The organism is Candidatus Competibacter phosphatis, assembly GCF_012939995.1.
Classification (GTDB): Bacteria; Pseudomonadota; Gammaproteobacteria; order Competibacterales; family Competibacteraceae; genus Competibacter; species Competibacter phosphatis.
This window is the reverse complement of the sequence record NZ_SPMZ01000016.1, coordinates 93,399-106,510: the sequence shown is the minus strand read 5'-3', so window position 1 is coordinate 106,510 and position 13,112 is coordinate 93,399. Positions and strand designations below refer to the sequence as shown.

General features: G+C 64.7%; 9 protein-coding genes and 1 pseudogene. 6 read left to right on the top strand and 4 right to left on the bottom strand.

What is annotated here, in order from left to right; genetic code table 11:
• Positions 1-79: 79 nt before the first annotated feature.
• The 5 genes and pseudogenes from E4P82_RS05935 to E4P82_RS05915 all read left to right on the top strand — a co-directional run bounded on the left by E4P82_RS05935 (position 80) and on the right by E4P82_RS05915 (position 6,583).
• The gene (locus tag E4P82_RS05935; protein ID WP_169248034.1) at positions 80-2,845 is read left to right on the top strand and encodes a valine--tRNA ligase; all 2,766 of its coding nucleotides are present in this window, start codon (positions 80-82) and stop codon (positions 2,843-2,845) included.
• A 42-nt stretch (positions 2,846-2,887) separates the two neighbouring features.
• A pseudogene (locus E4P82_RS05930) lies at positions 2,888-3,969 on the top strand (DUF2333 family protein).
• Positions 3,970-3,993: 24 nt separating this feature from the next.
• Positions 3,994-4,749 (top strand): metal-dependent hydrolase, encoded by a 756-nt coding sequence (locus E4P82_RS05925; RefSeq protein ID WP_169248033.1) that lies wholly within the window; start codon positions 3,994-3,996, stop codon positions 4,747-4,749.
• 110 nt (positions 4,750-4,859) lie between these two features.
• A complete protein-coding gene (locus tag E4P82_RS05920) occupies positions 4,860-6,050 on the top strand; it encodes a glycosyltransferase family 4 protein (protein ID WP_169248032.1) in 1,191 nt (396 codons plus the stop codon).
• Positions 6,047-6,583 carry a phosphatase PAP2 family protein gene (locus E4P82_RS05915; protein ID WP_246327387.1) on the top strand — a complete coding sequence of 179 codons (537 nt, stop codon included), beginning with the start codon at positions 6,047-6,049 and terminating at the stop codon, positions 6,581-6,583. The genes E4P82_RS05920 and E4P82_RS05915 overlap by 4 nt, the downstream gene beginning before the upstream one ends.
• Here the strand turns inward: E4P82_RS05915 and E4P82_RS05910 are convergent.
• On the bottom strand, positions 6,580-9,066 hold the full coding sequence (locus E4P82_RS05910; RefSeq protein ID WP_169248031.1) for a bifunctional acetate--CoA ligase family protein/GNAT family N-acetyltransferase: 2,487 nt from the start codon (positions 9,064-9,066) through the stop codon (positions 6,580-6,582). The genes E4P82_RS05915 and E4P82_RS05910 overlap by 4 nt on opposite strands.
• A gap of 216 nt (positions 9,067-9,282) precedes the next feature.
• Between E4P82_RS05910 and E4P82_RS05905 the strand changes: the two genes are divergently transcribed.
• Complete coding sequence (locus E4P82_RS05905) at positions 9,283-9,702, top strand: DsrE family protein (protein ID WP_169248030.1); 420 nt, start codon at positions 9,283-9,285, stop codon at positions 9,700-9,702.
• 100 nt (positions 9,703-9,802) lie between these two features.
• Here the strand turns inward: E4P82_RS05905 and E4P82_RS05900 are convergent, their stop codons facing one another.
• From E4P82_RS05900 to E4P82_RS05890, 3 genes are read right to left on the bottom strand one after another with little or no spacing between them, the layout of a single operon-like run.
• A complete protein-coding gene (locus E4P82_RS05900; protein WP_169248029.1) occupies positions 9,803-10,885 on the bottom strand; it encodes an aminotransferase class I/II-fold pyridoxal phosphate-dependent enzyme in 1,083 nt (360 codons plus the stop codon).
• Positions 10,886-10,928: 43 nt separating this feature from the next.
• On the bottom strand, positions 10,929-11,894 hold the full coding sequence (gene cbiB, locus E4P82_RS05895) for an adenosylcobinamide-phosphate synthase CbiB (protein WP_169248028.1): 966 nt from the start codon (positions 11,892-11,894) through the stop codon (positions 10,929-10,931).
• On the bottom strand, positions 11,885-13,039 hold the full coding sequence (locus E4P82_RS05890) for an adenosylcobinamide amidohydrolase (RefSeq protein WP_169248027.1): 1,155 nt from the start codon (positions 13,037-13,039) through the stop codon (positions 11,885-11,887). Before E4P82_RS05890 ends, cbiB begins: the two co-directional genes overlap by 10 nt.
• Positions 13,040-13,112 lie beyond the last annotated feature (73 nt).

The window sequence follows — 13,112 nt, the reverse complement described above, 5'->3', positions numbered from 1 at the left end:
TGCGTTTCCTACAATCCTTATCATGCCGTGATTCCGAACGATCATAGGCCGCCGATCCTCCAGACTATTGATAATCGCCATGGACAAGACCTACGAACCGCACGCGATCGAGTCGCGCTGGTACGCCTTTTGGGAGGAACGGAGCTATTTCGCCCCCAGCGGCCAGGGCACGCCCTACTGCATCATGATCCCGCCGCCGAACGTCACCGGTACCCTGCACATGGGCCACGCTTTCCAGGACACCATCATGGACGCGCTGACCCGCTATCATCGGATGAAGGGTCATGACAGCTTGTGGCAACCCGGCACCGATCACGCCGGCATCGCCACCCAGATGGTGGTCGAACGGCAACTGGCCGGCGAGGGCCGAACCCGCCACGATCTGGGTCGCGACGCGTTCATCGAACGGGTCTGGACCTGGAAGGCGGAATCCGGTGGCACCATCACCCGCCAGTTGCGGCGGATGGGCGCCTCGGTGGACTGGACACGAGAGCGCTTCACCATGGACGATGGCTTGTCCGCCGCCGTGCGCGAGGTGTTCGTCCGCCTGTACGAGGAGGGGCTGATCTATCGCGGCCAGCGGCTGGTCAACTGGGACCCGGTGCTGCACACCGCCGTCTCGGATCTGGAAGTGGTCAGCGCCGAGGAAAGCGGATTCATGTGGCACATCCGCTACCCGCTAGCCGAAGGCGGCGGCGATCTGATCGTCGCCACCACCCGCCCGGAAACCATGCTGGGCGATACCGCCGTGGCGGTGCATCCCGACGACGAGCGCTACAAGCATCTGATCGGTCTGCATGCCGTTCTACCGCTGACCGGACGTAATATCCCCATCATCGCCGACGAGTACGTGGACCCGACCTTCGGCACCGGCTGCGTCAAGATCACCCCGGCCCACGATTTCAACGACTACGCGGTTGGCCAGCGTCATCGCCTGCCGCTGATCAACATCTTCACGCCCAGCGCCCGCATCAACGACAACGCCCCCGAAGCCTATCGCGGTCTGGATCGCTTCGAGGCCCGCCGGCACATCATCGGCGATCTGGAGGAACAGGGACTGCTGGAAGAGACCCGGCCGCATAAACTGATGGTGCCGCGCGGCGACCGCAGCCATGCCGTGATCGAGCCGTTGCTGACCGATCAATGGTATGTGAAAACCGGACCGCTGGCCGGTCCCGCCATCGCCGCGGTCAAGACCGGCAAGATCAAGTTCATCCCGGAAAACTGGGAAAAGACCTATTTCGACTGGCTGAACCGCATCGAGGATTGGTGCATCAGTCGGCAAATCTGGTGGGGTCACCGCATCCCGGCCTGGTACGACGCCGAAGGCAAGGTTTACGTCGGCCGCGATGAGGCGGAGGTCCGCGCCAAGCACCGACTAAGTCCGGAAGTGACGCTGGAGCAGGATGCCGACGTGCTGGACACCTGGTTCTCCTCGGCGCTGTGGCCATTCTCGACCCTCGGTTGGCCGGAGAACACCGAGGCGCTCAAGACCTTTTATCCCACCAGCGTGCTGGTCACCGGCTTCGACATCATCTTCTTCTGGGTGGCGCGGATGATCATGATGGGCCTGAAGTTCATGGGCGACGTGCCGTTTCGCGAGGTCTACATCCACGGCCTGGTGCGCGACCAGGACGGCAACAAGATGTCGAAATCCAAGGGCAACGTGCTGGACCCGCTGGACATCATCGACGGCGTCAACCTAAACGATCTGGTAGCCAAGCGCACCAGCGGACTGATGCAGCCGCAGATGGCGCCCAAGATCGAGAAGGACACCCGCAAGCAATTTCCGGCCGGCATCCACGCCCACGGCACCGACGCGTTGCGCTTCACCTTCGCCGCGCTGGCGACCACCGGACGCGACATCGTGTTCGACATGGGCCGGGTCGAGGGTTACCGCAACTTCTGCAACAAGCTGTGGAACGCCGCCCGCTACGTGCTGATGAACACCGAGGGGAAGGACACCGGACTGAACGGCGGCGCGATCGAGCTCAGTCAGGCCGACCGCTGGATTCTGGCCCGCCTGCAACGCACCATCGACGAGGTCAACGCGGCGGTGCAAGGCTACCGTCTCGACCAGATGGCGCAGGCGATCTACGAGTTCACCTGGAACGAATTTTGCGATTGGTATCTGGAACTATCCAAGCCGGTGCTGACCGACCCCGCCAGTTCCGAAGCGGCGCAACGCGGCGCCCGGCGGACCCTGGTTCGGACGCTAGAAACCCTGCTGCGCCTGCTGCACCCGCTGATGCCGTTCATCACCGAGGAAATCTGGCAACGCGTCGCGCCGCTGGCCGGCGTGGCGGGCGACTCCATCATGCTCCAGTCCTATCCCGAAGCGGACAGGACGCTGGTCGATGACGCGGCGGTCGCCGACATCGAGTGGCTCCAGCAATTCCTACTGGGCGTGCGCCGCATTCGCGCCGAAATGAATATCGCGCCGGGCAAGCCACTGCCGGTGCTGCTGCGACACGGTTCGAGCGACGATCGCCAGCGGCTGGAACGGCAGCGTCGGGCGCTGATCACCCTGGGCCGGCTGGAAACGATCGACTGGCTGGACGATCACGCGCCGGTTCCCGAGGCCGCCACCGCGCTGGTCGGCGGCATGAACATTCTGATTCCGATGGCCGGCTTGATCGACAAAACGGCGGAGATCGCCCGCCTCGACAAGGAAATCGCCAAATTGCGCAAGGAAGAGGAACGTGGCGCGGCCAAACTGGGCAACGCCGATTTTCTCGGCCGCGCTCCGGCCACCGTGGTCGAAAAGGAACGCACCCGCCTAGCGGAACTCCAAACGGCTATTGTCAAGCTGGAAGAGCAACGGACCCGAATCCGGCAGATGTGAACTCCTGGAACCCATTCCGACTAGCGAACCAAGGAATACGAAATGGACCCGCAAGACTCCGCATCCGCGAAAAAATCGAACTTGGGCAACAAAGTCACCAAAGTGGCGACGTACTACCATCCGCGCACCTGGAAAGAAAAAGGGCTATGGTGGACCCTCGGTCTGTTTCTGACCACCTACGTCATCGTCGTCATCGTGCTGGGCTTCATCTGGTCACGCTCGCCCGGTGAGTTCGACGTGCACAAAAATGCCCTGGAAAAAGCCCATAACGAACCGAAAAAACTGGTGCCGGGTTATGTAACCACCGCCACGGCGATTCGCATCGCCGAAACCCTGCTGGATAAACCGGGCGGCTATCTCAGCAACGATGTCACGCCGCCCGGCGTCTACCTGGATAACATCCCCAATTGGGAATTCGGGGCGCTGACCGAACTGCGCGACCTGACCCGGGCCATGCGCAACGATTTCAGCCGTGCCCAGACCCAGTCAGTCGAGGACAAGGATTTGCAGACCGCCGAACCGAAGTTCAATTACGACTCGAACCATTGGATTTTTCCGGCGACCGAATCGGAATACCGCGACGGCATCAAGGCGCTGTATCACTATCTGGACCGACTCGCGGACGAAAAAAGCCTATGACGGGCAATTCTTCACCCGCGCCGATAATATGAATGCCTATCTGGCGGTGGTCGAAAAAACGACTGGGCAGTTTGGCGCAACGACTGGCAGCCAGCGTCGGACAGACGCGCATCAATACCGATCTGGCCGGCGATATTCATGCCCACCAGTCGACGCCTACGCCGAATGAAGTCGAAGTCAAAACTCCGTGGTTGCAGATCGATGATATCTTCTTCGAGGCGCGCGGCTATTCCTGGGCGCTGCTGCACACCTTGAAGGCGCTGGAAATCGATTTCCGCGACGTGCTCGAAAAGAAGAACGCCTTGACGTCCTTTCAGCAAATCATTCGCGAGTTGGAAAACACCCAGAGTTTTATCTGGAGCCCGATCATTCTCAACGGCACCGGATTCGGACCCATGGCGAATCACTCTTTGATCATGGGCTCGTACATCTCGCGCGCCAACGCCTCGATCATCGATCTGCGCAATCTGCTGGAGCAAGGCTAAGAACGCGAGGGGTAAGACGTAGGGATGGCGAATTTCAACACCCATCTGATGGGCGCGATGGCGGTCAGCGGCGTAACCGCCACCGCGCTGGTGATGACCGGGATGTTCCCTCATCAGGCGGTGATCGGCTATTTCGTGCTGGGGGTGATCGGCGGCCTGCTGCCCGACATCGATTCGCCGAACTCGATCCCGGTCCGCATTGCCTTCGCGGCACTAGCGGTGGTGGCGGGATTCCTGCTGGTCTTCACTTTCGGACAGCGCTATTCGCTGGTGGAACTGCTGGTGCTGTGGTTGGGCTGTTTCCTGCTGCTTCGTTACGGCATATTCGCTCTGCTCGATCGCCTCACCGTCCATCGCGGCTTGATTCATTCGATTCCGGCGGGTATCGGTTTCGGTCTGGCCACCACCCTCATCGCCTACCATGCCTTCAATGCGTCCGTGATCCATGCCTGGCTTTGCGGCGCCTTCGTCACCCTGGGATTTATCGTCCATCTGCTGCTGGATGAGTTCTACAGCGTCGATCTGCTCGGCAAGAAACTACTGAAAAGTTCCTTTGGCACCGCGCTCAGCCTGGGCAGCCTCAACCAGCCCATCGGCACGGTGCTGCTCTATCTGACCGTTGTCGGACTGTTCCTGCTCTGCCCATCGCCTCGACCCTTCGTCGAACTGATCCAGGATGGCGCCACCTACCGAGGCGTGACCCAGCGTCTGCTACCCGGCGAGGTGTGGTTCCCCGATTTGTCGCGCCGCTTGCCATCACCGAGTCCGCCCGGCCGTTAAGCTAAGCTTCTCGGACCGGGTTCGGAGGCTCCTTGCCCGCTCCACGCGCTGTCATCGGATGATCATCCCGGCTTCATAAAAATTTTGCGCGAACCGGCCATAGTACCGGCATGATCGCTATCCCTTCCCCGCTGTTTCCCAACGCCGGTTTGCGTCGGCTGCGGGTCGGCATAGTCACGGAAACCTATGGCCCCGAGGTCAATGGGGTGGCCATGACCGTCGGCCGGCTGGTCGATGGCCTGCTCGCTCGCGGCCATGCCGTGCAGTTGATCCGGCCGCGCCAGCATCCGCGCGACGATCCCCGCCGCGACGGAGCGTTGGACGTGTGGCCGGTGGCCGGCGCCGCCATCCCGTTCTACCGGGAAATGCGCATCGGTTTTCCCGCTGGCCGCCTGCTGCTGGAGCGCTGGCGTCAGGCTCCGCCGGATGTGGTGCATATCGTGACCGAGGGTCCGCTGGGTCATTCGGCGCTGGCGGTGGCCCGCCGTCTGCGCCTACGGGTCTTTTCCGGCTTTCACACCAACTTTCACGCCTACAGCCGGCATTACGGCATGGGCTTGCTGGCGCGCTCCATCGTCGCCTACCTGCGCCGTTTCCATAACCGCACCGACTGCACGCTGGTACCGACCGAGGAACTGGCGACGGAACTGCGAACCTTGGGCTTTCATCGACTGCGGGTGCTGGCGCGCGGCGTGGACACCCGACTGTTCGATCCTGCCCATCGCGATCCGGCGCTGCGCCGGAGCTGGGGAGCGAGCCCAAGCGATCCGGTGGCCTTGTACGTGGGCCGGCTGGCGGCGGAAAAAAACCTGCAATTGGTATTGACGGCATACCGAGCCTTGCGCGCGATCCGTCCCGCGACCCGCCTGGTATTGGTCGGTGACGGCCCCCTGGCGGCGCGGCTGCAAGCTCGCCATCCCGAAATCGTGTTCCCGGGGATGCGTATCGGCGCGGATCTGGCGGCGCATTACGCGTCGGCCGATCTCTTCCTATTCCCCAGCCTGACCGAAACCTTCGGCAACGTCACCCTGGAAGCGATGGCCAGCGGGCTGGCGGTGGTGGCCTTCGACTACGCCGCCGCCCACCGCCACATCGTCCACGACCAAAGCGGTCTGCTGGCGCCGTGCGACGATCCGGCCGCGTTCATCGAGTCGGCGAGTCGGCTGGCCGGCGACTCCGCGCTCCGTTGGACCCTGGGGCAGGCGGCCCGCCAAGCGGTGCTGGCGTTCGATTGGGAGCGCATTTATCAACGGTTGGAGCAATGGTATTTGGAGTCGGTCCACGAGGAGCAAACCCCATGAACAGAGTCCATGAAGCAATGCCGCTGCGACGGTTGGCGGAACTGGATCTGGCCTGGTGCCTACGGTTCAACCGGGCCAGCCAGCGCCGTGGGTTGGAACGGCTGTTCGCTGTGGTCAGTCGTCTGGGCGACGGCGTGTTCTGGTACACCTTGATGCTGGCATTGCTGTTCGTTCTGGGCGAAACGGCCTTGCCGGTGGTGGCACGGATGCTGGTGGCTGGGACATTGGCGCTGGCGCTGTACAAGTGGCTGAAATCCCGCACCACCCGCTTGCGGCCCTGCGCTCGCCACGATCATATCCGGGCTTCGGTGGCGCCACTGGACGAGTACAGCTTCCCCTCGGGTCACACTCTGCACGCGGTGTCGTTCAGCATCGTGGCGGTTTGCGCCTACCCCGCGCTGGCCTGGCTGGTGGTGCCGTTCACCGTGCTGGTAGCGTTGTCGCGGGTGGTGCTCGGTCTACACTATCCCAGCGATGTGCTGGCCGGGGCGCTGCTGGGCAGCGGCCTGGCGACGCTGGTCTTGCAGTTCTAGCCGGTTAGCGGCAGGGCAGCGATCATCACGCCGGGATCGTCGGGACAGGCCCGGACGGTGAAACCCATCGCCCGGCACAGTTTCAGCATCGACTCGTTGTCACGCAGGACTTCCCCGAACAACTCGCGGATGCCCTGACGGCGGGCATGGTCGATCAACCGGCGCAACAACAGGCTACCGAGACCGATGCCGGTGGCGTCGCGCAACAGCACGATGGCGAATTCCGCCCGCGCGCGATCGAAGCCGTGGCCGAACCGCGCCACGCCACAGAGCCCGGGCGCCTGCCCGACTCGCTGACGCAGCGCCACCAGCGCCATTTCCCGATCGTAGTCGATCCGGGTCAAGCGGGCGGCATCGGCATGCGTCAATTCCTTGACCACGTACATGAACCGCATCCGTACCTCTTCGCGCGACAACTGGGCGAAGCCGGCGATAAAGCCTGGTTCATCCTCCGGTCGCACCGGACGAATCCACAGCGTGGAACCGTCCGGCAGCGACAGGGTTTCCTCCAATTCCCGAGGATAGGGCCGAATCGCCAGCCGGCCGTGAGCAGGCGCCATGGCGGTCGCGACGCGGACCCTGGCGGTGCCCATCGCCACGCCGGTGGCGGTGACCGCGATCGGGTTCAGTGCCAATTCGACGATCTCAGCCAGATCGACGATCAGCCGCGCCACCTTGACCAGCAATAGGACCGCATCGTCCAGCAAATCCTTGCCTGCGTCGGCGCTTTGCAACAATCGCTGGATTCGAGTTTGCGCGAGCGCTGCCCGCGCCAATACCGGATCGAGCGGCGGCAACACGGCGACGACTTCGTCGGACAAAACGGCGGCGCCTCCGCCCAGCCCCAGCAGCAGCACGGGTCCGAACACCGGATCGACGACCATACGAATCGCCAGATCCAGCAGTACCGGCGCGGTGGGCTGGGCGGTCGAAGCCGATGCCGCCGTTTGCGGCGAGATACCGTACATCGTCAGCAACGCCGAAGTTTCCGAAGCGCTCAGGAGCTCGCGACCTTCCGCCAGCGCTCGCCGAAGAATCCGGCGCGCGACGGTGGGGTCGGCGTCGAACCGATCTGACCGATCCGGCGGCGTCTCCAGCAACGCGATCCGGTTCCGCTGCTGACGCCAGCGCTGCATGAAAGCCCGGATCGCGTCGTTCGGCGTGTCGTAGGCGGGAATGCGCGCCGCCAGCAGGCGCCGCCGAACAGCGCGGGCATTGTCGATATCCAAGTAGCAGGTCAACATGCCCAGTCGTTGGCCACCGTGCGCGCGATACCGTTCGATGGCTTCGATCGCGGCGGCGGCACCATCGGCGACCGCAACCAGCGCGTTTGGCGCGTGCAGCATCAACACACCGTCGGTTTCCGGCGCTTCCAGCAGGATATCCAGGACGGCGGCGAACCGGGAACGGCCCGCGTCGCGGCCCAGATCGAGCGGGTTGTCGGGCGTGGCGCCCGGCACAATCGGGCGTAACGCCGCTTCGGTCGCGCCCGAGAACCGAGCCAGCCGCCCGCCTTCCGCCAGCAGGGTATCGGTGGCCAGCAGACCCAGTTCTCGGCTATTGCCGACGATGGCCAACCGGTCGCCGTTTACCGGCAGGTCGAGCGCCAGCGTCTCGGCGGCCCAGCACAGCTCGCGCAGCGATTGCACCCGCAGCATGCCGGCCCGGCGAAAAGCGGCGTCGTATACGGCGTCACTCTGATGCGAGACCGGATCGCCGCCACGACCGGCGCGCACCACCAGCACCGGTTTGACCCGTGCCGCCGCCCGCGCCGCCGACAGGAAGGATCGGGCGATTTCGACACTCGTTCCCGCCGCGCCCACGGGGAGCGCCTCCAGACACAGCAAGATGGCCTGGGTGTTGGGGTCGTCAGCGAATTCGTCCAACAATTCGGCGAAACCGATATCGATGCCGGTGCCCAGCGCGACCATGCCGGAGATGCCAATGCCCCGGCTGGCCATCCATTCCAGCACCGGCGTCAACATCATCCCCGACTGGGCAATCAGCGCCAGATGGCCGGGCGGCGGGAAACGATGGCCGAGCGAGGCGTTGAGACCGGCGCGCGGCGCCATGAGGCCGAGACTGTCTGGGCCGAGCACACGCAGCCCGTGCGGTTTGGCCGCCGCGAGCAGGGCGGGATACGGGTCCGCCGTCCTATTGGTTTTACCCGAATTGGCGGCGCTGACGACCACCGCAACCTCGGTGCCGCGCCGACCCAGCTCGGCCAGCAGCGCCGGGAGGGTGGTGGCGGGTGTGGCGAGGATCGCCAATTCCGGGGTACGCGGCAGTTCGGACAGATGCCGGAAGGCTGGCACCCCCTGCACGCGTCGATGCCGGCGGTTGACCAGGAACAGATCACCCTTGAAGCCGCCGGCCAGCACATTGCGGGTCAGCACCGCGCCTGGCGAGCCGGGTCGCTCGCTGGCGCCGACCAGCGCGACGGAGTCGGGTTCGAACAAATACCGTGAAAGATGGGTCGGCATCGTCGTTGCTCCTGGCCTGGATGGTTCTGGATATACGGCGCGGCCGCGCGGAATGCAACGCTTGCGGATGCCTATCCCGGCGAGCGGCCGGACGGCGGTGGAAACCCCATGCAATCCCGTAAGGTGAACGAGGGTTTCATCCGGGGGATAATCGTTGCCGACAGGCATGAGCCTGTCATGACTTTTTATCCAAAATCATTCGATGAGGAGGCATGGATGAAAGCTTTACAAAATCTGCTGGTCGTCGTGGCGCTGCTGGTCGGCGGCATCATCGCGCCGGCGTTCGCCGGTGACACGGACCCGCTGTTCGTGAACATGACCACCGACGACGCTCATCGCGCCAACATGGCGATCACTTTCGGCAAGGCGCAAATGGAGCGGGGGCACCCGCTGACGGTTTTTCTGAACGATAAGGGCGTCTTCGTCGGCGCCAAGGCCAACGCCACGAAATACGGCGAACCGCAAAAGAAACTGGGTGAAATCCTGAGCAAAGGCGGTGTGGTCATCGCTTGTCCGATGTGCATGAAACATTACGGCGTCGCGGAAGCCGACCTGCTGCCGGGAATTCAGGTGGGCAAACCCGAGCTGACCGGCAGCGCCCTGTTCAAGGATGGCACGAAAACATTGACCTGGTAATTCCGACGGACGCTTGCCATCGCAAGCCGCGCGGAAGGGCCGGACGGCTTCGCCCAGTCCTTCCGCTCCATCTGCGAATCTTTGGCTGGCGGACGCCGCTTCATGGCACGCAGTCCCGCAGGGCGGCAAGCAACCGGGCATTGTCGGCGGGACGACGCACCGCCAGCCGGAAGAAGCGACCCGGCGTCAGCCCGTGAAACGAATCGCAGCTCCGGATCAAGATGCGCCGCGCGGCCAGCCGTTCCGACAGTTCGCCGGTCGAGAGTCCACCCAGCAGTTCGACCAGAATGAAGTTAGCGGCGCTGGGATATGGCCGCAAACCACCGATCGCACCGAGGCCGGCGAGCAAGTGTGCCCGCGCCCGCGCCAGTCGATGTAGACCCTCTTCCAAGGCCGTCCGCGCCTCGGCGGCCAGCACAATCTCAGCCCAGCTCTGGACCAAGCTGCTCACGCTCCAGGGCGGTTGCAGATCCGCCAGGCGCTCCAACCAAGCGCGCGAGGCCGTGGCGAGAAAGCCGATCCGCAAGCCCGGCACGGCGAAGCTCTTGGTCAGGGAGTGGGCGATCAGCAGACGAGGTAACTCGGCCAGGCGCGGCAACAAAGAATGCGGCGGGTCCACGCCAGCGAACTCGCTGAAGGCTTCATCCACGATCCAGGCGCAGTCGTGGGCATGGATGAGTGCGCCCAATTCGCGGGCCGGAATGCCGTGACCGGTCGGGTTATTGGGGTTGCCCAACAGCACGCAGGCGGGTCGATGAGCGGCGATGGCGCGGTCGAGCCGGGCGAGAATGGCTGCGGGAGTGCCGCTGAAGTGCAGGTGGAAGATCTCATGACGAATGGCTATCCCACCACCCGCCGCCACCGCCCGAGCGTAATCGCCAAACCCAGGCTCGGCCACCAGCACGGTTTTGCCCGCGAACAATCGTGTCGCCAGATATAGCGCCTCGCTCCCACCGGCCGTGGGCAGCAGGCATGGCGGGGGCACCGCATAATACTGGCTCAAGCGATCCTGCAGTCCGCGCGCCGCGGGATCGCCGTAGCAACCGGCGGCGGCACCGATCCGTCGCCAGATTGTCGCACTCAGCAGCGGCGCGTAGGGATTGAGATTGACGCTGAAATCGAGCCAGTCCCGCGCCTCGCCGCCGTAAGTCAGGCACGCCAAGTCAATTCTGCCGCCGTGCATGGCCTGGCTCACCCCGCGCCTCCCACGAACGGTGCCCGTTCGCTCACCACGGCATGAGTACCCGGAGCGGGATCAGCGTCAGGCCGACGGCCACCGCCAACAGATCGCAGACCAGGATCAGACGCAAGGCTCGCCGCAGATCGGCGCCGTCCAGATCGGCGGGCCAATCAGCATCGCCCATGAACGCTTCGGTGACCAGTTGACCGCCGTAACGAATCGGCCCAAGCAGCCGTACCCGCAGCGCGCCGGCGCAGGCGGCTTCGCTCCAACCCGAGTTGGGGCTGGGCAGCAGGGCGTGATCGCGCCACGCGGCCCGGAACGCCGATCCTGGATGCAGGCGCAGCAGGGCTGCCGCCGCCGCGACCAGCGGCACGGACAGGCGTGCCGGCAGCCAGTGCACCAGATCGTCGGACCGTGCCCCGGCCCAGCCAAAGCGCTGGTAACGGGCATTTTTATGCCCGACCATGGAATCGAGACTGGACACCGCCTTGACCACGATCAGCCCCGGCAGGCCGAACAGGCACAAGGCCCACAGCGGGGTCAACACGCCGTCGGTGAGGTTCTCCGATAGGCTTTCGATGGTGGCGCGCACGATGCCGTCGCGCGGCAGCGCCGCCGTGTCCCGACCCACCAACAGGCTCAAGCGGCGGCGGGCGGTGGGAAGATCGTCCAGGGCATCGAGCACGCGTCGGCCATGGGCCAGCAAATCGCGCATGCACAACAGACTGTAGGCCAGGAACACATCCCAGGCCCAGGCCAGCCAGGGATGAAACCAGCCCAGACCGCACCGCACCGCCCACCAAGCCGCCAGGACACCGCCGACCACCAACAGCCAATGCAGCAGACCGCCCAGATAACCGTTCAGGCCGGCGGCGAACAGCCACCGTTCCCACGCCAAGCTCCAGGCTCCCAGCAGCCGGATCGGATGCTGCGGGTAAACCGGATCGCCAAACGCGGCATCGAGCAGGCAAGCGATCAGGACGAGCGCGAAGTGAGCGCCTAGTTCCATTTTCGCGCGAATCCTCGCACCACCGCCAACGCCGCCAACACACCCGGCTCGGCGTCCCGTCGCCCGCGCAGTACCTCGCGAAACTCGGCGAATCGCTCCGGCTTCACCGCCACTGTCGCGGCTAATAGCGCGGCCTGATTGAGAATCGCTTCCCGCGCCACTTCCAAGTGCAGCACGCCGGCTCGCGCCAAATCCACGCTTTCGGCCAGACCATACGCGGCGGCGGCGCTCTGCGGGTCATGCAGCAATGCCGGAAGGTTGTCGGCGAACAGTTGCGCCAAGCCGGCGTCGAGTTCGGTCGCGGCACAAGCGCGCAGGGTGGCTTCGTCGCAACCGTGGCGGCTCAGGGCGCCGCAGATCGTGCGTCGCAATTCCGGGCACAGCCCGTTCTGCAACAACAGGCAGCGGGTGACCGCGTCGTGAGTGGCTCGCCCCAGCAATTCGCCCAAGGTATTGTGGCTGCTGGCCCAGTGCCGCTCCCATTCGCCGGCCCGCGCCAGCGGCGCGGCGATGGCCAACTGGTCGGTACCCGTTCCGGTGGCCAGTCCCGACGATTGCAGGCTGGGCAGGCGCAGATCCAGCAGCGCCGTGCTCTTGCCTTCGGTGATCACGGCCACCGCCTTGACCAGACAAGCCGGCGTACAGGGCCGATTGATGAAAACCAGGGTGACGATGGTGCCGGAACCGGCCTCGACAGGCGGCGGCTTGGCGGCGACCTGCCTCACCCGCTCGCTGCCGTCCGGGCGTTCGTGCCAACCGGCCGGGTCGCCGGCGCGGGTGGCGTTGCCGAGCACGCCGGCGGTGGCGGCGACATGCACCGCCAGTTCCGCGTGGGCGGCGCGCGCCACCACCGCGCATTGCATGTTGGCGGCGGTGGTCATCAGCGCCGTGGTGGCGGGAGGCAAATCGGCTTCGGCGCAGGCGAAGTCATGATAAGCATCCGGCCCCAGGCGAAATACCGAGGCATGGCGGGCGATGTGGGCGACGGCTTCGCAGCTTTGGTGATTGGCGATGTGGGTCAGGTCTTCGCGAAACCCGCCGTTGATCCGGCAGGTGCTCAGCACCCGATGCGGCTGCTTGAAAGCGGCGAAAAGGAAACGGCCTTGCCGGCGTAGGGCATGGCGGTCAGTGTCATCAAGCAGCATTCCGGGTCTCAAACGCAAAGGCGGGGCGGAAAGCGATCACCCTGAGGCGATCGGATTACCGGTGCCTGTCAGG